This window comes from Blastomonas aquatica (genome assembly GCF_014639875.1).
In the GTDB taxonomy this organism is placed as follows: domain Bacteria; phylum Pseudomonadota; class Alphaproteobacteria; order Sphingomonadales; family Sphingomonadaceae; genus Blastomonas; species Blastomonas aquatica.
On sequence record NZ_BMGD01000003.1, the window covers coordinates 92,190 to 111,585 of the forward strand.

Annotated in this window: 19 protein-coding genes; 9 read left to right on the forward strand and 10 right to left on the reverse strand. The window is 63.9% G+C overall.

The annotated features are described in order from the left end of the window. Positions 1-3: 3 nt before the first annotated feature. The 8 genes from IEW00_RS08450 to IEW00_RS08485 form a co-directional block, all read right to left on the reverse strand. Positions 4-711, reverse strand: coding sequence for a class I SAM-dependent methyltransferase (locus IEW00_RS08450; RefSeq protein WP_229736910.1), 708 nt, complete (start codon positions 709-711; stop codon positions 4-6). Positions 712-943: 232 nt separating this feature from the next. Then, complete coding sequence (locus IEW00_RS08455; RefSeq protein ID WP_188513974.1) at positions 944-1,354, reverse strand: hypothetical protein; 411 nt, start codon at positions 1,352-1,354, stop codon at positions 944-946. Positions 1,355-1,422: 68 nt separating this feature from the next. Further along, a complete protein-coding gene (locus IEW00_RS08460; protein ID WP_188513975.1) occupies positions 1,423-1,713 on the reverse strand; it encodes a helix-turn-helix domain-containing protein in 291 nt (96 codons plus the stop codon). A 10-nt stretch (positions 1,714-1,723) separates the two neighbouring features. Continuing rightward, positions 1,724-2,062, reverse strand: a complete 339-nt coding sequence (locus IEW00_RS08465) for a type II toxin-antitoxin system RelE/ParE family toxin (RefSeq protein ID WP_188513976.1) — start codon at positions 2,060-2,062, stop codon at positions 1,724-1,726. Between the two features lie 100 nt (positions 2,063-2,162). After that, a complete protein-coding gene (locus IEW00_RS08470) occupies positions 2,163-2,942 on the reverse strand; it encodes a hypothetical protein (protein WP_188513977.1) in 780 nt (259 codons plus the stop codon). Between the two features lie 135 nt (positions 2,943-3,077). Next, positions 3,078-6,362: an error-prone DNA polymerase gene (locus IEW00_RS08475; protein WP_188513978.1), complete on the reverse strand. Its 3,285-nt coding sequence runs from the start codon at positions 6,360-6,362 to the stop codon at positions 3,078-3,080. A 31-nt stretch (positions 6,363-6,393) separates the two neighbouring features. Then, positions 6,394-7,902, reverse strand: coding sequence for a Y-family DNA polymerase (locus IEW00_RS08480; RefSeq protein WP_229736911.1), 1,509 nt, complete (start codon positions 7,900-7,902; stop codon positions 6,394-6,396). Then, entirely contained in the window at positions 7,871-8,713 is an 843-nt protein-coding gene (locus IEW00_RS08485; protein ID WP_188513980.1) for an ImuA family protein, read from the reverse strand. Before IEW00_RS08485 ends, IEW00_RS08480 begins: the two co-directional genes overlap by 32 nt. Before the next feature lie 251 nt (positions 8,714-8,964). Between IEW00_RS08485 and IEW00_RS08490 the strand changes: the two genes are divergently transcribed. Both IEW00_RS08490 and IEW00_RS08495 read left to right on the forward strand, forming a co-directional pair. Next, complete coding sequence (locus tag IEW00_RS08490; RefSeq protein ID WP_188513981.1) at positions 8,965-10,350, forward strand: protein arginine N-methyltransferase; 1,386 nt, start codon at positions 8,965-8,967, stop codon at positions 10,348-10,350. A gap of 484 nt (positions 10,351-10,834) precedes the next feature. Next, the gene (locus tag IEW00_RS08495; RefSeq protein WP_188513982.1) at positions 10,835-11,074 is read left to right on the forward strand and encodes a hypothetical protein; all 240 of its coding nucleotides are present in this window, start codon (positions 10,835-10,837) and stop codon (positions 11,072-11,074) included. A 63-nt stretch (positions 11,075-11,137) separates the two neighbouring features. Here IEW00_RS08495 and IEW00_RS08500 read toward each other — a convergent pair whose 3' ends face one another. Then, positions 11,138-11,740: an HNH endonuclease gene (locus IEW00_RS08500; protein ID WP_188513983.1), complete on the reverse strand. Its 603-nt coding sequence runs from the start codon at positions 11,738-11,740 to the stop codon at positions 11,138-11,140. A 196-nt stretch (positions 11,741-11,936) separates the two neighbouring features. Between IEW00_RS08500 and gluQRS the strand changes: the two genes are divergently transcribed. The 5 genes from gluQRS to egtD all read left to right on the forward strand — a co-directional run bounded on the left by gluQRS (position 11,937) and on the right by egtD (position 16,044). Then, on the forward strand, positions 11,937-12,830 hold the full coding sequence (gene gluQRS / locus IEW00_RS08505; RefSeq protein ID WP_188514559.1) for a tRNA glutamyl-Q(34) synthetase GluQRS: 894 nt from the start codon (positions 11,937-11,939) through the stop codon (positions 12,828-12,830). Further along, complete coding sequence (locus tag IEW00_RS08510) at positions 12,827-13,048, forward strand: hypothetical protein (protein ID WP_188513984.1); 222 nt, start codon at positions 12,827-12,829, stop codon at positions 13,046-13,048. Before gluQRS ends, IEW00_RS08510 begins: the two co-directional genes overlap by 4 nt. 27 nt (positions 13,049-13,075) lie before the next feature. Then, the gene (locus IEW00_RS08515; protein ID WP_188513985.1) at positions 13,076-13,639 is read left to right on the forward strand and encodes a cob(I)yrinic acid a,c-diamide adenosyltransferase; all 564 of its coding nucleotides are present in this window, start codon (positions 13,076-13,078) and stop codon (positions 13,637-13,639) included. Between the two features lie 119 nt (positions 13,640-13,758). Then, the gene (gene egtB, locus IEW00_RS08520) at positions 13,759-15,027 is read left to right on the forward strand and encodes an ergothioneine biosynthesis protein EgtB (RefSeq protein WP_188513986.1); all 1,269 of its coding nucleotides are present in this window, start codon (positions 13,759-13,761) and stop codon (positions 15,025-15,027) included. A gap of 24 nt (positions 15,028-15,051) precedes the next feature. After that, entirely contained in the window at positions 15,052-16,044 is a 993-nt protein-coding gene (egtD, locus tag IEW00_RS08525) for an L-histidine N(alpha)-methyltransferase (protein ID WP_229736912.1), read from the forward strand. A 134-nt stretch (positions 16,045-16,178) separates the two neighbouring features. Here egtD and IEW00_RS08530 read toward each other — a convergent pair whose 3' ends face one another. After that, a complete protein-coding gene (locus IEW00_RS08530) occupies positions 16,179-17,615 on the reverse strand; it encodes a M20/M25/M40 family metallo-hydrolase (RefSeq protein ID WP_188513987.1) in 1,437 nt (478 codons plus the stop codon). Positions 17,616-17,720: 105 nt separating this feature from the next. Between IEW00_RS08530 and ispG the strand changes: the two genes are divergently transcribed. Continuing rightward, complete coding sequence (gene ispG, locus IEW00_RS08535) at positions 17,721-18,872, forward strand: flavodoxin-dependent (E)-4-hydroxy-3-methylbut-2-enyl-diphosphate synthase (RefSeq protein WP_188513988.1); 1,152 nt, start codon at positions 17,721-17,723, stop codon at positions 18,870-18,872. Positions 18,873-18,883: 11 nt separating this feature from the next. After that, positions 18,884-19,366, forward strand: a complete 483-nt coding sequence (locus tag IEW00_RS08540) for a GNAT family N-acetyltransferase (RefSeq protein WP_188513989.1) — start codon at positions 18,884-18,886, stop codon at positions 19,364-19,366. Positions 19,367-19,396 lie beyond the last annotated feature (30 nt).

The following is a 19,396-nucleotide window of genomic DNA, read 5'->3' on the forward strand; positions in this document are numbered from 1 at the left end:
GGCTTAAGCCTTCGCGGTCAGCAGCCACACCTTGTTGGCCATCATCACGCCCTTGCCCGGCACATGCCGCTGCCCGAACAGGCTGACCAGATCTGCACGCGCGCGGGCGAGCACGTCGTCGCCTGCCTCGGCAAGCGCGCGGCCGATCGCCATCGAGGCGAGCGCGAAGTCCGCCGCCTCGTCGGGCGAGGCACCGGGGCCGCCGATCGGTTGCTCGCCCTGATAGGGTTCGATATCGGGCGAGGAAAACCCGGCACGCGCCAGGATGTCGCGGACATAATCGAGATCGGAAAAGGCGAACGGGCCGGGCGCGCGCGGATCTGGCGAGGGGATGTCGATATGCGACCGCGCGACCCCCATCAGCTCCATCATCCACGGATTGTCGCGCGGCGCGGCCCAGATGGCGAGGTCGATCCGCCCGCCGGGCCTGATCAGGCCGTGCAGGTTGGTGAAGGCGGCATAGGGATCGGCGAAGAACATCGATCCGAAGCGCGAGATCAGCCGGTCATAAGGCTCGCCGTCGAGCGCGACGGTGGCGGCATCGGCACAGACGAAGGTGACGCCAGAATGATTGGGGGCGTGGCCTTTGGCGCGGCGGCGGGCCGCGTCGATCAGATCGGGCGAGATATCCAGCCCCAGCACCGCACCATCCGGCCCGGTCGCGCGCGCGGCGGCGAGCGAGGTCAACCCCCCCGCCACACCCCAGATCAATCACCCGCTCCCCCGAAGCAATCGCCGCGCGCGCCAGCAGCGCATCGCCGATCGGCGCGATCATGCCCTCGAACCGGTCGATATGTGTGAGCCACTTGCGCCCCATCTCGCCCGCCCAGTCTTCGCCCTTGAGTTGGTTGGGGTCGGCGGTGGTCGCGGTCATGGCGGGCTCTCCTGTGGTTGCGGGAGAGGTTAGGGGGTGGTGGGGGGAGGTCAATGGGGGGAGTGGTGCTTAAAGCCCGGCGGTGGGACCGTCCCGCCATGTCGGATAGACCACGCGCTTGGTGCCAAAATAGCGTTGCGTAGAGTCGCGAAGCCGCTTTGGGTCGACAAGGTCATCGCCAAGGTCTGCTTCATACAGAACGTTGACCTCGGATTCCTTGCCCCTGAGCACATACTGGATCTCCAGCCAGCGCTGGTCAGGTGGGTCCAGTTCCCACAATGCGATCATGTCGTCCTCGAACTTGTCGTAGTCCGGCGAGTGGTACGCGATGTAATTGCCCCGATCCCAGAACAGCGACATGCTGATAAACATGTCTTCGACCGCGCAGATGAACAACGTTCCCAAAGGTGAAAACCGCCGGTCTGCCTTGAGAGTAGCGCCGATCTGGTGGAGCAGGCGCGCCTTTTGGTCGTGGGTCATTGCTCATCCCCTAGTCTCCGAGCGCATACCCTCAACCTGCCTGCGCACCCACGCCCATCAAGCTGCCTTCACGCCTCCCGTGCGGCATCGGGCATCCGCGCGATCACGCTCAGATAGGCGCTGGCGGTGGCATCGGGATGGCGGCGGCCCTGTTCCCACCCCTTGAGCGTGGCGAGCGGAATGCGATACGCACTGGCAAACGCCTGTTGCGACAACCCCAAAGCCTCGCGGATCGCGCGCACATCGGGCACCTCGATCACATGTTCGCGCGCGGCGGTATCGTCCCCGCGCGCATGGGCAGCGGCTTCGGTCATGCTGGCGATCAGGTCCGCAGCGAAGGTGGTTTTGGCGTCTTCCATTGCTCTTTCCTTATCTCTTGCCTTTGATGGCTGCGGCGAGGGCTGCAACCGCCTTCTTCTCGTTCGCGCTCATATCGGTCGCCTGCGCCTTGGCATAAGCCAGCAGCAGATAGAGCGGGGTGTCCAGATCGTGATAGAAATAGATCACCCGTGCGCCGCCACGCTTCCCGCTACCGCTCCGCCCCCAGCGCATTTTGCGCACCCCGCCCGTGCCGGGGATGACATCGCCTGATTCTGGATTGTGCGCGAGTTGATCGACAAGGGAAGCACGTTCCTCATCACTCCATATCTTCTCCGCTTGCCGCAGGAACACGCTGGTTTCCACGACGGTGATCGGGCGGGTCTGCATGGTGCATTTATACGTCAATGTCGCCTAGGGCGCAATCGGGCTTTGTGAGTGCTGATCACCGATTAGCGCAGAAAAGCAGGGCAGGTTGACGAATTAAATATCATTTCCTTAGAGATAGTGAAAATTTAGATAAATCATCTAAGGCTTTATTCGTGATTTGCGAAACCTCTTTAATCTTCCCAACAACACTTTCTCCTTCAAAAGTCCCTTGATCGAATCTGATGTCAAAAACCTTTCTTGGATCATCGTGAAGCTTTAGCCACTGTCCTGGCTCTAGGCCAATGGGTCCTGAGTTTTGGTACTTATGAGGAACAATAATAGTGGGGCCATGAATGTCTAAAAGTGATTTTCCATTGTTATCCATGATTTCATAATGTGCTTGATGAACATAGGCCAGGGTTCCGACAAGCACCTTGTGCTTGTCATCAATATCTAATTTATGTAAAATATAAAGATCGTTACCATCATCCTGGAATGGCTTCAATTCATTAAGTATGAATTCTAAAACATCATTGTTTGGTGTATCACTCCGAACTCTACCCTTATTTGTAAGAGCCTCTAGTGCCCGGTCTTTGTTGGGGTAGAATGGAAATGATGTTCGATTTGTTATTTTACATCCATTTGCTATTACGAGCGCACAATAAGCATGATCCAAAGCTGAGCGTAGATTGTGGATGGCGTCGCCTAATATCGTAGGCGTGTGTCTTGGTGGTGCACTACCGACACCCCTTTTTTGCCACTTTTTGGGATTCGGTTGCCGTTTCATAGCTTGCACATTGAACGCGACATGATCTCGAGCGATCTGCTCTAAATGTCGAATGTGGTGCTCAGCCCGTTCCAGTTTTAACCGTACCCCAAGGAAATCCTCGCGATCCATCATATTGTTTTCCTTTTAAGACAGCTCCGGCTCTATATATTGCCAGTATATAATAGGCTCATGATGATACCTTTTGAGTTTTGTTATAATCAAGACTCGAATTATCGGTTGGATTAGACTTTCGGTTCGTATGCCCCCTCAATGAAAATCCCGCGATTTCGGCAGCACCCTTGCATCCCGCGGATGGCGTGACGGTACCGGGCGCGCCACCTCATCCCCTCGCGCCAGCGGTGGCGACATCGCTCCATCCCCCCGTGTCGCCGTCAGCGTCGCCAGCAGATCGCTCCGATCCACCACGCGGTTCGCCATCAGGTGGACCACGCCTTCGCGGCTGCGTTGCAAGACGCCTTCGACCTGCATCAGGCGGCTGGCCATCACGGCGCGGCGGTAGCGTTCGAACAGGCGGGCCCACAGGACGATGTTGGTGATCCCGGTCTCGTCCTCGATCGTGACGAAGATCGCGTTGCCCTTGCCGGGGCGCTGGCGGACGAGGACGATGCCGGCGGTGCGCACCGCCGCGCCCGCCTTGGAATTGTTGGTGTCCTCGCACGACAGCACGCCGTCTGCGCGCAGACCAGAACGCAAGAACGTCATCGGGTGGTCCTTGAGCGAGAGCCGCAGCGTCTGGTAATCGGTCACCACCTCTTCGGAGGCGGGCATGATCGGCAGCTGCATGTCGGGCTCGTCGCCCAATTCACTGACGAGGGGCTCGCGGGCGCGGGCGGCGGCGAACAGCGGCAACTCGCCCGAGGGCGTGCGCCGCACCTCCCATAGGGCCTGCCGCCGCGACAGCCCCAGCGATCCGAACGCATCGGCATCGGCGAGCAGGCGCAGCGCAGCAGACGGCAGGTCGGCACGGCGCGCGAGCATCTCGACCGAGGTGAAGCGGCCTATTTCGGCGCGCGCGGCGACCAGAGCCTCGGCCCAGGCATTGCGGAAGCCATCCATCTGGCGATAGCCCAGCCGCAGCGCCAGCCGCCCATGGCCATCGCGCTCAAGCGCATTGTCCCAGCCGCTCATGTTGATGTCGATCGGCCGTACCTCGACCTGATGCTCGCGCACATCGCGCACGATCTGTGCAGGCGCATAGAACCCCATCGGCTGCGAATTGAGCAGCGCGCAGGCGAACACCGCAGGCTGGTGGCACTTGATCCACGACGAGACATAGACCAATCGCGCGAACGACAGCGCATGGCTCTCCGGGAAGCCATAACTCCCGAAACCCTCGATCTGCTTGAAGCAGCGTTCGGCGAACTCGGCGGTATAGCCGCGCGCGGTCATCCCCTTGACCAGCTTCTCGCGGAAATTGTGCATCGTGCCGACATTGCGGAAGGTCGCCATCGCGCGGCGCAGGTGGTTGGCCTCGCCCGGGGTGAAGTCCGCCGCGACGATCGCCAGCTTCATCGCCTGCTCCTGGAACAGCGGCACGCCATAGGTCTGCCCGAGCAGCGTCTTCAGCTCATCGGGGTCGTGCGGCGGTGCGGGCGAGGGGTAGTCGACCGGATCGATGCCTGACCTACGCCGCAGATAGGGGTGGACCATGTCGCCCTCGATCGGCCCGGGGCGCACGATCGCGACCTGCACGGTAAGGTCGTAAAGCGTGCGGGGGCGCAGGCGCGGCAGCATGTTCATCTGCGCGCGGCTTTCCACCTGGAACACGCCGATGCTGTCGCCGCGGCACAGCATGTCGTACACAGCCGGGTCGTCCGCCTCGAGATCGACGGTGAGATCGTGCTCGCCCAGATCATGCTGCCGCATCAGCGCGAACGCCTTGCGGATGCAGGTGAGCATGCCCAGCGCCAGCACATCGACCTTCATCAGGCCCAGCGCGTCGATGTCATCCTTGTCCCATTCGATGAAGGTGCGGTCGTCCATCGCGGCGTTGTGGATCGGCACGGTCTCGTCGAGCCGGTCTTCGGTGAGCACGAAACCGCCGACATGCTGCGACAGGTGGCGGGGGAAGTGCAGGATCTGGTCGACCAGATCGCGCAGCCGCACGATGTCCGGATTGTCGGGATCGAACCCGGCCTCGGCATAGCGCTGCTCGGCCATCGAGGACGCAAAGCTGCCCCAGATCGTGCTGGTCAGCCGGGCCGTCACATCCTCGGAAAAGCCCAGCACCTTGCCGACCTCGCGCACCGCGCTGCGCGGGCGGTAATGGATTACCGTCGCGGCGATCCCGGCGCGGTGGCGGCCATAACGCTGGTAGATGTACTGCATCACCTCCTCGCGCCGCTCGTGCTCGAAATCGACATCGATATCGGGCGGCTCGGCGCGTTCTTCCGAGACGAAGCGCGAGAACAAGAGGTCGTGCGTCACCGGATCGACCGAGGTAACGCCCAGCAGAAAGCAGACGATCGAGTTCGCCGCAGAGCCGCGCCCCTGGCACAATATCGGCGGATCGCGGGTGCGGGCGAAGCGCACCAGATCGTGCACGGTGAGGAAATAGCAGGCGTATTTTTGGCTAGCGATCAGCGCGAACTCGTCGTCGAGCATCTTGCGGACCTTGGCGGGCAGCTCCCTGCCGTACCGGTCGCGCGCGGCCTCGGTCACCATATGCTCGAGCCAGGCCTGCGCCTCCCAGCCTTCGGGAACGGGCTCGAGCGGGTACTGGTAGCGCAGGTCGTCGAGGGTGAAGGCGATGCGCTCGATCAGCGCGGTGCTCTGCGCGATCGCCTCGGGGCAGTCGGCGAACAGCCGTGCCATCTCGGCGGGCGGCTTGATGTGGCGCTCGGCGTTCGCCTCGAGACGCCGCCCTGCATTGGCGATGGTGGTGCCCGCGCCGATGCAGGTCAGCACATCGTGCAGCGGGCGCTGCTCGGGCGAGGCATAGAGCACGTCGTTGGTGGCGAGCAGGGGGAGGGCGGTGGCCTCGGCGAGGTGCATCATCCGCGCGAGATGGCGGCGGTCGGCGCCCCGGCGTGGCATGGTCACGCCGATCCAGACGCGGTCTGGCGCGGCTGCGCGGAGCGTGCCGAGCAGCGCCGCGTCATCGGGCGCGGCCATCACGATCAGCAGGAGGTCGTCGAGGTGCTCGAGCAGGTCGGCAAGGTGCAGCGTACAATCGCCCTTGGTGGCGCGCAGGTTGCCCAAGGTCAGCAGCCGGGTCAGCCGCCCCCATCCATGCCGCGTCGCGGGATAGGCGATGATGTCGGGCGTTCCGTCGGCAAACACCAATCGCGCGCCGACCACCAGCCTGAGGGCAGGGGGCGGCACGCCGATCTCGGCGGCGGCCTTATGCGCATCGCGCAGCGCGATGTGCGCGCGGACCACGCCTGCCACCGTGTTGCGGTCGGCGATGCCGATGCCTGCGAGCCCGAGCTCGAGCGCGCGCGCGACCAGATCCGCCGGGTGCGATGCCCCGCGCAGGAACGAGTAGTTGCTCGCGGTGACCAGTTCGGCGAAGGCGGGTGCGTCCGTCATGCGAATAACGTGTTGTTTGTGGGCCTTTTTGTCATGCGAAAAGGCCGTGCACATACCAGCGCGGATCGGGCTTTTCGGTCTCGTACAATCCATGGCGGAAGATCCAGAAGCGCCGCCCGCGCGCGTCCTCGACGCGGTAATAGTCGCGGGTCAGGCCCCCACCTCCCTTGGGGCTTTTGCCAGGCGCGTGCTTCCACCATTGCGCCGCAATCCGCTCGGGCCCCTCGAAGCGCACGACATGGTGCTGGGTGCGGCGCCAGCGGAAGCGGTGCGGCGGGCCGTCGGGCACCTCGGCGATCACCTCGATCGGCTGCGGCGGATCGAACAGGTGGATCGGGCGGGTCGGCGGCTCGCCCGACTGCGGGGCATCCCAGGCGGCGGGCGCGGGCAGATCGACCGCGGGCAGGGTCAGCGCGGCCTGCTCGGGGACATGGCTGTTGCGCGGCTCGAAACGGCGGATCGCGCCGCGCCCCAGCCGGGTGCTCAACCGGTCGACCAGCTCGGCCATCGCTTCGTCGGCCACGCACCCGCCCTCAAGCTGCAATTGCGCCGGGGTCAGCGGTTCGATGCGCGGCACCGCCAGCCGGATCATGTCGAAGCCGAAGCCCGGATCGATCGGATCGGCCAGCGCCGCCAGCCGCTCGCTGAGCAGCCGCATCAGTATGTCGGGATCGCGCATCGGCAGGCTGCTTTCGGTGGCGAGATCATAGGTGCGCCCGTCGCTGCGGAAAAAGCGCGCGATGAAGCGCCGCCCGCCCATGCCGCGCTGCTCGAGCACGATGGCGGCTTCCTGCGCCAGTTCGCCGATCGCCGCCATCGCCGCTTCGGTGCGACCGATCGGCTCGGCAAAGCGCCGTTCGAAGCGCAAGGCTGGTGCGGCGCGGCGCGGGGTGATGCGGCTGTCGGCGGTGCCCAGCAGCCGGTCGAGGTTGTCGACCAGATCCGCACCGAAGCGCGCGGCGAGCGGTGCGCTGGGCCGCATCGCCAGATCGCCGATGGTCTTGAGCCCGGCGCGGATCAATGCGGTCTGCGTCTCTTCGTCGATCCGCAGCGCGGCGACCGGCAGCCGGCGCAATGTCGCATCCTCGCTCTCGAAGCTGGTGCCTGCAGGCGCGAACCGGGCGAGCGCCTGCGCCGCCTCGGGCGTATCGCCGCACGACAGCCGGACATCGTCGCTCCACCGCGCCATGAAATGCGCGACATCGGCGAGCAGCGGAGCCTCGCCACCGAACAGATGCGCGCAACCGGTGATGTCGAGCGCCAGCGCATCGGGCGGCTCGATCGCGACCAGAGGCGTGAAGCGGTCGCAAAGGTCTGCCAGCCGCTCTAGCCAGGTCAAGTCCGCTGCCGGGTCGTGATCGGTGACAGTGAGCAGCGGCACCTGCGCGCGGGCATCGGCGAGCGCCATCCCCGGGCTCAGCCCGAGCGCGGCCGCCTGCGGGCAGGTCGCCGCGATCCGCATCGCACCGCGCACCTTTTCGACCAGCACCAGCGGCGTGTCACGACCATCACCCGGCGCGTCGCAGTTCGTTTGCCGCATCAACCGGTCTACCGGCAGAAAAGGGAAGAACAGCGCCAGATGACGCCGCTGCGATTGCGGCGGATTCTCCGGCATTGAGGCCGCAATCGGCGTCTGCAAAACAGGCTTGTTCACGGTTCCACTCCACGCGCCAGTCGCTGCCTGATGGGCGTCCGCGCTGGCGCAACAATTCAACTTTCCAGGCAGGATAGCCCGGCGCATTGGCTTCCATCGGTAGCGATGGGGCGGCGCTCACCTGCCAGCGGGTCTGCGCCGCGCTGGGTGAGGGGGTCGCCGCAATGCGCAAGCCGATCACAGTCACCCCCGATGTTTCCGCCGCCAGCGCCAGCCGCCGACTTGCGGTCAGGTCGAGCAGCCGCGGGTCGCGCCACAGTTCGATCACCGCGACGCCCACTTCGGCGCAGCGCACCACATCGGCCGCCGCACGCAGCACCGCCAGTGGATCGGGCATGATCCCGATGATGACACGTGCCGGATCGAGGCCGATCTCGACCAGCCCCGGCGCGTGCAGCCTGCCGCCTTGGCGTTCCGCCTGAGCCTCACGCAGCCACACCAGGGTGCCGCCCGATCCCATCCCCAGGCCCACCCCCAGACGCAGCGCCAGCCCTGCGACAAAACCCGCCGCGCAGCCCGCATCACCGGCCTCTGCGGCAAACACCTCATGCACCCGTCCGCGCGCCAACCCGCCGCCCAGCGCGTCGTCGATCCCGGCATGACCGGTCTGCGCCAACGCCGCCGTCTCGACAGCACGCAGGCGTTCGATCCCGGCGATCCGGTTTTTGAGAGACTCGAGGGAATCGGGTCGGGACATATGTTCTTATTATGTTCTCTTTTGCGGAACGTCAAACTCGGTCGGTCGCAGGTGGGGAAATCCGTCATTCCCGCAGACGCGGGAATCCCGCTTTGATACGGCCGTGGCGCAAAAGCGGGACCCCCGCCTTCGCGGGGGTGACGATCAAGTTGCAGACGTAAAAAGTCTCGCAAAACCCAACGGTTACGTTTTGTTAACCCTGCTCGTTAATAGTCTGGTGAACTGTCTTAACGCCGCTTTACGGGGGAAATATGCCGGATACCGCACACGAGATTTCAGCCGCGCGAACCCTGTTGCATGAGGCGATGCAGTTGCAGGAGGCGGGCAATCTTGCCGCTGCCGAACCGCGCTATCGGATGGTGGTGGAGCAGGGCTATCGCACGATCGAGGTGCTGCCGATTCTCGCCGGAATCCTCGGTCATCGCGGCGCGACCGACGAGGCGCTGGCGGCGTGGGACATGCTGCTCGCGCTCGATCCCGATCACGCGGTGGCGCACCACGAAAAGGGGCTGATCTACAGCCGCACCGGCCGCCCGAACGAGGCGATCACTGCGCTGCAGGCGAGTTGCAAGGCCGACCCCGCCAACCCGGTCGCCGCCAACAACCTTGCGGTCATGCTCTCCGATGCAGGCCGCAAGGGTGAGGCGCTCGACCAGTTCCGCCGCGCGCTGGCGCTGCAGCCGGGCAACATCCATATCGAACACCAGATCCGCCGTCTGAGCGCCGATCTGGTGCCGTTCTGGCATATCCCGATGCTCAACGACGTGCGCCGCAACGACGCCTTCGAGGCCGCGATCCGCGCCGCGATCGCTGAGGCCGGGCCCGATGCGCGCGTGCTGGATATCGGCACCGGCAGCGGGCTGCTCTCGATGATGGCCGCGCGCGCCGGCGCCCGGTCGGTCACCGCGTGCGAGGTCGTCCCGGTGATCGCCGACATGGCGCGCCAGATCATCGCCGACAACGGCTATCAGACCCAAATCACCGTCCACACCGCGCCTTCGACCGAGTTGAAGGTCGGCGAGCATCTGGGCGAACGCGCGGACATTCTGGTCTCCGAAATCCTCTCGAGCGACCTGCTCACCGAGCATGTCATCGACACCTTCGAGGATGCGCACGCGCGGCTGCTCAAGCCCGACGCCATCGTCATCCCGCGCCGCGCATCTGCGATCGGCTGCCTGGTCGAAAGCCCGGTGCTCGCCGATTATGTGTTCGTCGATCAGGTCTCGGGCTTCGATCTGTCGCGCTTCGCCGCGCTCGCTTCGCCCAAATTGCCGATCCACGGCACGATGACCGACTGGCGGCGGCTGTCGGCGGACGTCGAACTGGTCAGCATCGATCTCACCTGCAAGGCGCACGCCAGCGACCTGCACCTGCTCGAGATCGACGTGCAGGCCGATGGCATCGCCACCGGAATCGTCCAGTGGATGCATGTCGATCTGGCCGAGGGCGTGACCTTCGACAACCACCCCGATGGCTATACCGATGGCGGCTGGCTGCAGATGCTGCACAATTTTCCCGAGCCGATCGTGGTCCAGGCGGGCGATGTGCTCAATGTCGCGGTCGGGCACGACCGGGTAACGCTGATCGTGCGTCCGCTCGAGGTGGTCACTGCGGCAGCGCAGGCGCAGGTGGCTTGATGTGATGATGCTCTCTCCCCTTCAGGGGAGAGATACGAAGGCTTGCGAGCGTAGCTCGCTAGCCGAAGTTGAGAGGGGCAGCGGCAACGCATTCCCCTCTCCCCCCGCCGCTACGCGGCTCCTCCCTCTCCCTTAAAGGGGAGAGGGCCAATGCGGCACGCACCCTCATTCCGTCGCGCCGCCACTCTTCGCGTGAAAAAATTCCGGTTCACGCGAAGACGCGAAGCCGCGAAGGAAATGCGCCAAGCCGCGAGCCAAGGCGCGACAATTGTCGATGCACTCCAATCACCACCCCCGCTCATCCTGAGCCGCGGGCTTCAGCCCGCGAAGTCGAAGGACCCGCGCCCACGCTGGCCGTATAGCGGGGCCTTCGACAGGCTCAGGCTGAGCGGAGGGGGTGGCGGCTGTGCTGCTATGATAAAAAAGCAATCGCTCCGTAAACCACCCGCTTGTGGATGTGCGCGCTTGAATTACTATTGTTGTGATGTCTGAGCTCGCCCAAGCAATGTTGGCCATATTCATCGCCGCAATGTGCGTTGCCGTCGGCGCGTGGGCATATGGCACGCGATATTGGCTTCCAATGTGGTCAGTAGGTTTTCGTAAAACAGAATGGCGCAACATTTACATGCGACGTACCATCAAAGGATATGCGGGCTTTATTCTTGCCGCCGGCATCGGCTTTGTCGCTGGAGGCATTGCGGAATATTGGGGAGGCGGTTGGTAGCGATGCATCACCGACCAATTCGCTTTGGCTGACTGACAACCTTCTGCTCCCTTTACTTCCCCCTCAAGCCTCCAACTCTACATCCCAATACAGCCAGTCATGCCAGCTGTTGTGCAGATAATTGGGCGGAAACGCGCGCCCGCGCTCCTGCAGCTGCCAGCTGGTCGGGCGGATCGGCTGGACCATCAGGCGCATGCCCGCTTGCGCAGGCGTGCGGCCGCCCTTGCGCATGTTGCATGGGGCGCAGGCGGTGGCGACGTTCTGCCAGGTGGTCTTGCCCGCCAGACGGCGTGGGACGACGTGGTCGAAGGTCAACTGGTGCGGCGATCCGCAATACTGGCAGTGGAAGCGGTCGCGCAGGAACAGGTTGAAGCGGGTGAAGGCGGGGTATTCGGACGGCTTCACGTATTGCTTCAATGCGATCACCGATGGGATCTTCATCTGGACCGTGGGTGAGTGTACCTCGCGCTCATAGGTCTCGATGACATCGACGCGGTCGAGGAAGATCGCCTTGATCGCGGTCTGCCACGGCCACAGGCTCAGCGGATAATAGCTCAAAGGGGTGTAATCGGCGTTGAGAACAAGCGCCGGGCAGCTGTCGGGATGCCGGATAAAGTCGGGGTGCGGGTCCCGCAGGGCCCGTTCAATCAAATCGGGATGAAACATGGTCGGCTTAAACCCTCTCCCATTCGTCCGCGCTGTTTCCTATAAACCCAAGTGCGTGACAGCCCCATGACAAAAACGCGATAACCGGATTTACGGTTAATCAGCATGAGGCAACCGCACAGGTCAAGAGGGTGCTGCCACAATATATGGTGATAAGTTGGCGCATTACACCCAAGGGGCGGACGGTTTGTTTGAGATGGGCGAAAAGGTGACGGCGCGCTCTCCCGTCCGCACCCGGTTTGCCCCGAGCCCCAATGGCGCGCTTCACCTGGGACATGCCTATGCCGCCTGCCGTGCACATGATCTGGCGCGCGATCTGGGCGGCGCATTCCTGCTGCGGATCGAGGATATCGATGGGGTGCGCTCGCGCCCTGAACTGGTCGAGGCGATCTTTGCGGACCTTGGCTGGCTGGGGCTGGGCTGGGATGGCGAGGTGTTGTTCCAGTCGTCGCGGCTCGCGGCGTATGAGGCGGCGCTAACGCTGCTGAAGGCGCGGGGGCTGGTTTATCCCTGCTTCTGCACCCGCAGCCAGATTGCCGCTGCTGGCGCACAACCTGGACCCGAGGGGCTGGTCTATCCCGGCACCTGCCGCGCGCTGGACAAGGCGGAGCGCGAGCACCGGATGGCCAGCGAGGCGCATGCCTGGCGGCTGGATATGGCGCGCGCCATCGCCGAGGCAGGACCGCTTGTCTGGCACGATCTGCAGGAAGGCGATCAGCCCGCGCGGCCCGAGGTGTTCGGTGATGTCGTGCTGGCGCGCAAGGATGCGCCGGCGAGCTATCATCTCGCGGTAACACTGGATGATGCTCACCAGCGCATCAGCCATGTGGTGCGCGGGGCCGATCTGTTCGATGCGACGCACGTCCACCGTCTGTTGCAGGCGCTGCTGGACCTGCCGGTGCCGCACTATCTGCACCACGCGCTGCTCGCCGGACCCGATGGCCGCAAGCTGGCCAAGAGCGAAGGGGCCGCTGCGCTGGCCGTGTTGCGCGATGCGGGCGAGGACGGACCGGCGCTGCTGGAAAGTTTGAGAAAAAATCACCTTGCCGCTGGCATTTCATGGGTGCACGCCTCATATAGTTTCCCATGAACGTCATCATCATCCTTGCGATTGTCGCTCTGGCAGTCATGGTCCTGGTCAGCCTCGTGCGCGGCCTCGTTGCATTCATCCAGATGACCGAGGAAGACCTCAAAACCCCCGGGGTCGGCCGTAGCCACCAGATGCAGAACAAGATGATGTTCGCCCGCGTCAAATATCAGGCGATGGCGATCGTTGCGGTCGCAGTGCTGATGCTGGTCAACCGCTGAGCCTGTTGGGCACGCGGGTTTCGTTAGATGGTCAAGCTCAACAAGATTTACACCCGCACCGGCGATGACGGCACGTCGGGCCTGGTCGATGGCTCGCGGGTGTCCAAGGATTGCCCGCGCATGGTGGCGATCGGGGATATCGACGAACTGAACAGCGCGCTCGGGCTGGCGGTCGTGGCGCTGGGCGAGAGCGAGTTCACCGCCGATCTGGTCCGCGTGCAGAACGACCTGTTCGATCTGGGCGCCGACATTGCCACCCCTGGCGAGGATTTCACCCCGTCGGAAATGGTGCTGCGCATTATCCCGGCGCAGGTCGAGTGGCTCGAACAGCGCATCGATGCGGTCAACGATGCCCTGCCGCCGCTGCGCAGTTTCATCCTTCCGGGCGGCAGTCCGGGCGCCGCTGCGGTGCACCTTGCCCGCGCGATTGCTCGCCGTGCCGAGCGCGCCCTGGTGACGGCATCGCAGGACGGATCGATCAATCCTTCAGCGCGTATCTACGTGAACCGGCTGTCGGACTTCCTGTTCGTCCTCGCGCGCCGGATCAACAACGGTGAAGATCCGCTCTGGGTGCCCGGCGCTTCGCGGTAGACGACTGTTCTCCGGCGAAAGCCGGAGCCCAGGAGTCAGATTGAGCAACATCGCCCCTGGATTCCGGCGTGCGCCGGGAAACGGTAAAGGACGATAGATAATCATCGCATGGGGAAGATATGACGACCACGAGCGCCACCGCCCTCCCGCATGAGGCAAGCCCCTCGGCGCTGGTCGGTCTCTTCACCCAAGTCCGTGCGCTCACGCTGGCATTGGCCGATCCGCTGTCCGATGCCGACGCGACAGTGCAGTCGATGGACGATGCCTCGCCCGCCAAATGGCATCTTGCCCACACCAGCTGGTTCTTCGAAACCTTCGTGCTGCGCGATTATGTGCCTGATTACCGCGCGTTCGACCCGGACTTCCACTTTCTGTTCAACAGCTATTACGAGGCCGAAGGCGCGCGGCATGCGCGACCGCATCGCGGGCTGCTGACCCGGCCTTCGCTCGACCACATCCGCGCCTATCGCGAGCATGTCGATGCCGCGATGATGGACGCGATGCCATCGCTGGGTCAGGAAGCGCTGGCGCTGGTCGAACTGGGGCTGAACCACGAGCAGCAGCATCAGGAGCTTTTGCTGACCGATATCCTGCACCTGTTCGCGCAGAACCCGCTATATCCCGCGATCTGGCCAGCAGAACCGCAGCCGGTGGTCGATGCGCAGCCGCTCGAATGGATCACCGGGCCGGTGGGGCAGGTCGAGATCGGCCATGCGGGTGATGGTTTTGCGTTCGATTGCGAAGGCCCGCGGCATGCGGTGTTGCTGACCCCATATGCGCTCGCCAGCCGCCCGGTGACCAATGGCGAATGGGCCGCGTTCATCGCCGATGGCGGCTACACGCAATCGCGCCACTGGCTGGCCGATGGCTGGGCGTGGGTGCAGGCCAACGGCATCGGTGCACCGCTGTACTGGACCAAGGACGCCGACGGGCACTGGCAGCAGTTCGGGCTCGATGGGCTGCGCAGTGTCGATCCGGCAGCGCCTGTCTGTCATATCAGCCTGTACGAGGCCGATGCCTATGCCGCTTGGGCCGGAGCGCGCCTTCCGACCGAGGCCGAATGGGAAGCGATCGCCATGATGCACAATCCACTGGGCGGCAATCAGCTCGATACCGCTGGCGCGGTGCGGCCGCGCGCCGATGCGAGCGAAGCACTGTTCGGCAATGTCTGGCAATGGACCGGTAGCGCCTATCGTCCCTATCCTGGGTTCAAGCCGGCCGAAGGCGCGGTGGGCGAATACAACGGCAAGTTCATGTCGGGCCAATTCGTCCTGCGTGGCAGCAGCTGTGCAACCCCGCGCGGGTCCGTGCGTCCCAGTTATCGCACCTTCTTTTACCCCCACCAGCGCTGGCAGTTCACCGGGCTCAGGCTGGCGCGGGATTTGTAGAAGATTTCATCAGGAGAGTAGTTCGTGTCGACCAGACCCCAGGCCATCGATGCAATTCCCGATGTTTCGGTAGCATCGGCAGACCCGGCCTTCCGCGCCGACATTCTCGCCTGTTTCCGCAGCACCCGCCGTGCGATTCCGGCGCGCTGGCTGTATGATCTGGCAGGATCCGAGCTGTTCGAGGCGATCACCGATCTGCCCGAATATTACCCCACCCGCACCGAGACCGCACTGCTCGAACGCTATTGCGGCGAGGTCGCCGCGCATGGCGGTGCGGGTCGCGCGGTGGTCGAGTTCGGATCGGGCTCGTCGGTCAAGACCCCGCATCTGCTACGCGCGGTGCAGGGCGAGCATTATGTGCCGATCGATATCTCGGGGGATTTCCTGCGGGACTCGGCATCTGCGCTGGCGGCGGATTTCCCCGAACTGGCGGTGCATCCGCTCGAAGGCGATTTCATGCACCCGCTCAAGCTGCCCGAGGCTGTGGCGGGGGTGCCCAAGCTCGGCTTCTTCCCCGGCTCGACCATCGGCAACATGGTCGCGCGCACGTCGCTTGACCTGTTGCGCTCGATGCGCGAGACGCTGGGTGAGGGGGCGATGCTGCTGATCGGCATGGACCGGATCAAGTCGCCCGATATTCTCATCCCGGCCTATGACGATGCGCAAGGCGTGACAGCGGAGTTCAACCTCAACCTGCTGCGCCGGATCAACCGCGAGCTCGATGGTGATATCCCGGTCGATCGATTCTGCCATGTCGCCCGCTGGAACGACAGCTACGCCCGGATCGAGATGCACCTGGAAGCACAGGCTGATATCGATTTCCATATTCTGGGAGAAGGCTTCAGCATGGCCAGAGGCGAGACGATCCACACCGAAAACAGCCACAAATACGGACCCCGCGATGCGCGGCTGCTGCTGCGTTCGGGCGGCTGGACCACCTGTCACGAATGGACCGATCCCGACGACTGGTTCGCGCTGATCCTGGCCGAAGCCAAGCCGTTCCAGTCCGCGCCCTGACGCTCACGGTGGACTGCGTTCTCCGGCGAAAGCCGGAGTCCAGAAGCGGGGTTGTGCACCATGGCCCCTGGATTCCGGCTTTCGCCGGAAAACAGGAATTGGGTCACCGGTCATTCTTGCATCGGTGATGGCGCTCAATTGGCCAGGTGCTTGAGGATCAGGTACCAGTGGTCCAGCCCGGCGTAGAAATCCTCGACCCGGATGCGTTCGTTGAGGCCGTGCGCGAACATGTCCGCATCGCGCATCGCCGCGCCGCTGATTGCGACGGTGTTCATACCCAGCGCACGATAGTGCATGCCATCGGTACCGCCCGCTTCCATATACGGCGCGATCACCATGTCGGTAAAACGCGCATGAACGCCTGCCTTGACCGCGCCGAGAACCTCGGCGTTCAGCGTCGATGCCGGGCTTTCGACGACATCGGTATCGAGCTTGAAGATGACATTGTCGTTGCCGATGACCTTCTCGAGTGTTGCTTGGGTTGCCGCAGCGCCGCCTTCACCGGGGAATATCCGGCAGTTGACCGTCGCGGTCGCCGATTGCGGCAGCGCGTTTTCGGCATGGCCGCCCTTGAGCATCGTCGCAACGCAGGTGGTCGAGAGCATGTTGGCTGCAGGTGAGGCGAGCAGGGTCGCGCGCGCGGCCTCGTCAGCAGGGTTGGCCGAGAATGCCAGCATCGCCTCGCCCAGCGGGCCGGGGGTGATCTTCCCAAGCTCGGCAAACGAACCGCGGGTGATCGCGTTGTCGCGCACGGGGAAGCGATAGGCTTCGATCGCCTTGAGCGCCGAAGCCAGTTCATAGATCGCATTGTCCGCGCGGGGCCGCGACGAGTGGCCGCCGGGATTGGTGACGGTCAGCTCGAAGGTCGCAAAGGTCTTTTCCGCCGCCTGAACGCCGAACATGATCGGCTTGAAATCCTCGGTCAGCCGGATGCCGCCAGCATCGCTGTTGAGCACCAGCGCAGGCTTGATCGTCTCGGCCACGAATTTGGCCTGCGCCCGGGTGCTGATCATTCCGGTTTCCTCATCACCTGAAAACACCAGAACCAGATCGCGCTTGGGCGTCCAGCCTTCCTTCTTCAACCGGATGAACGTGTGCGACAGGCTGGCGATGCCGTATTTGTTGTCGAGCGTGCCACGTCCGAAGAAATAGCCGTCTTCCTCGGTCAACGTGAACGGCGGGCGTTCCCAGTCTTCGGGCAAAGCTTCGACGACATCCATATGCCCGAGCAGCACGATCGGACCGGCCTTGGGCTTCCCCTTGGCGCGGAACGTGACCATCAGGCCCTGGGTGGGCTCGCCATCGCTGTCGTAATCGGTGATGCTGATATCGCTCTCGGGGAAGCCCGCCTTTACGAGCTCGCCCTTGAGGTACGAGACCATTGCCGGCACCTGCTTGTGGCCGCGCGCGGTGCGGAAGCCGACGATGGTGCGATACAGCTCGCGCGCTGCCTGTTCATGGGCGCTGCGCTGCGCGGCCGGAGCTTGCATCTGCGCCCAAGCGGGCAGGGTGGTCACAGTTGCCATCGCCATCAGGCCGCTTGCCAGCGTCAGTTTCATCATCTTGTGCATCTGGTTCCCAATCCCTGTTGTTTGACCGGCTGCGTTCGCTCCCAGAACTCTCGCCAAAGCCGTATCGAGCGACTATACCTGCCTGACACTCTTGGAGAGCAATTTATGTCCGTCCACAACCCCTCGCTTCGCCCCTGGCGCGATATCGACCGGCGCAAGTCGCGGCAGATCATGGTGGGCAACGTCCCGGTCGGCGGCGATGCGCCGGTCACGGTGCAGACCATGACCAATACGCTGACATCGGATGCGCGCGCGACGATCGACCAGATCCGCCGCTGCGAGGAAGCAGGCGTCGATATCATCCGCGTCTCGTGCCCCGATGTCGAATCCACTGCGGCGCTCAAGCAGATCGTGCGCGCGGCGCGCGTCCCGATCGTTGCCGACATCCATTTCCACTACAAGCGCGCACTCGAGGCCGCCGATGCAGGTGCGGCGTGCCTGCGGATCAACCCCGGTAACATCGGCTCGTCGGACAGGGTGCGTGAGGTCGTCAACGCGGCCAAGGCCAATGGCTGCTCGATCCGTATCGGCGTCAACGCCGGAAGCCTCGAAAAGGACCTGCTCGAGAAATATGGCGAGCCTTGCCCCGAAGCCTTGGTCGAAAGCGCGCTCGATCATATCAAGCTGCTCCAGGACCATGATTTCCACGAGTTCAAGGTCGCGGTCAAGGCGAGCGACCTGTTCCTTGCGGTCGCTGCCTATCAGCAACTCGCCGATGTGGTCGATTGCCCGCTGCACCTCGGCATCACCGAGGCGGGCGGTTTCGTCGGCGGCACCGTCAAGAGCGCGATCGGCATCGGCAACCTGCTCTGGGCCGGCATCGGCGATACCATCCGCGTTTCGCTCTCGGCCGAGCCCGAGGAAGAGGTGCGCGTCGGTTACGAAATCCTCAAGTCGCTGGGCATCCGCACCCGCGGCGTGCGCATCGTAAGCTGCCCCAGCTGCGCGCGGCAAGGCTTCGATGTCATCCGCACAGTCCAGAAGCTCGAGGAGCGCTTGCAGCACATCAACACCCCGCTTTCGCTTTCGGTGCTGGGTTGTGTCGTCAACGGCCCGGGCGAGGCGCGCGAGACCGATATCGGCCTGACCGGCGGTGGCAAGGGCAAGCACATGGTGTACCTGTCGGGGATCACCGACCATACGGTCGAGGACGAAGGCATGGTCGATCACATCGTCCGGCTGGTCGAGGCCAAGGCGGCTGAAATCGAATCCGAAACAAGCGACGCCGGCAACGCCGAGACGATCGCGGCGGAATAAGGCCAGCCATCATGACAGTAACGATCCGCCCGGCGAGGCTCGGCGACGAGGCCGATATCCTGCGCATGGTCATCGCGCTTGCGGTGTACGAGCGCGAGCCCGATGCCGTGAAGGCGACCGAGGAATCGCTGCGCGCGACGCTGTTTGGCGCAAATGCGCAGGTGTTCGCGCACTTGGCCGAGATCGACGGACAGATTGTCGGTCTGGCCTTGTGGTTCCTGACCTATTCGACCTGGACCGGTGCGCCGTCGCTGTATCTCGAGGACCTTTACGTCGCCGATGCCGCGCGCGGAACCGGAACCGGTCGTGCGCTGCTTTCCACGCTGGCACGCGAGGCCAAAGCGCGCGGCTGTGCGCGGATCGACTGGGCGGTGCTCGACTGGAACGAGAAGGCGAAGAAATTCTACAGCCATATCGGCGCGCATCATTCCGTCGGTTGGGAGCCGTGGCGGATCGAAGGCGAAGCGCTGGAGCGGCTGGCAGGGCGCGGTTGAGCGCATTTCGGCCGCTGATCGCGGGCGGTG

Coding starts and splice junctions, on each gene's coding strand:
- IEW00_RS08530 (WP_188513987.1), bottom strand. CDS start 17,615: ATGCACAAGATGATGAAACTGACGCTGGCAAGCGGCCTGATGGCGATG.
- IEW00_RS08495 (WP_188513982.1), top strand. CDS start 10,835: ATGTCTGAGCTCGCCCAAGCAATGTTGGCCATATTCATCGCCGCAATG.
- IEW00_RS08455 (WP_188513974.1), bottom strand. CDS start 1,354: ATGACCCACGACCAAAAGGCGCGCCTGCTCCACCAGATCGGCGCTACT.
- IEW00_RS08515 (WP_188513985.1), top strand. CDS start 13,076: ATGGTCAAGCTCAACAAGATTTACACCCGCACCGGCGATGACGGCACG.
- IEW00_RS08465 (WP_188513976.1), bottom strand. CDS start 2,062: ATGCAGACCCGCCCGATCACCGTCGTGGAAACCAGCGTGTTCCTGCGG.
- IEW00_RS08500 (WP_188513983.1), bottom strand. CDS start 11,740: ATGTTTCATCCCGATTTGATTGAACGGGCCCTGCGGGACCCGCACCCC.
- gluQRS (WP_188514559.1), top strand. CDS start 11,937: ATGGGCGAAAAGGTGACGGCGCGCTCTCCCGTCCGCACCCGGTTTGCC.
- egtB (WP_188513986.1), top strand. CDS start 13,759: ATGACGACCACGAGCGCCACCGCCCTCCCGCATGAGGCAAGCCCCTCG.
- IEW00_RS08470 (WP_188513977.1), bottom strand. CDS start 2,942: ATGATGGATCGCGAGGATTTCCTTGGGGTACGGTTAAAACTGGAACGG.
- IEW00_RS08490 (WP_188513981.1), top strand. CDS start 8,965: ATGCCGGATACCGCACACGAGATTTCAGCCGCGCGAACCCTGTTGCAT.
- IEW00_RS08475 (WP_188513978.1), bottom strand. CDS start 6,362: ATGACGGACGCACCCGCCTTCGCCGAACTGGTCACCGCGAGCAACTAC.
- IEW00_RS08510 (WP_188513984.1), top strand. CDS start 12,827: ATGAACGTCATCATCATCCTTGCGATTGTCGCTCTGGCAGTCATGGTC.
- IEW00_RS08460 (WP_188513975.1), bottom strand. CDS start 1,713: ATGGAAGACGCCAAAACCACCTTCGCTGCGGACCTGATCGCCAGCATG.
- IEW00_RS08480 (WP_229736911.1), bottom strand. CDS start 7,902: ATGCGGCAAACGAACTGCGACGCGCCGGGTGATGGTCGTGACACGCCG.
- ispG (WP_188513988.1), top strand. CDS start 17,721: ATGTCCGTCCACAACCCCTCGCTTCGCCCCTGGCGCGATATCGACCGG.
- IEW00_RS08540 (WP_188513989.1), top strand. CDS start 18,884: ATGACAGTAACGATCCGCCCGGCGAGGCTCGGCGACGAGGCCGATATC.
- IEW00_RS08485 (WP_188513980.1), bottom strand. CDS start 8,713: ATGTCCCGACCCGATTCCCTCGAGTCTCTCAAAAACCGGATCGCCGGG.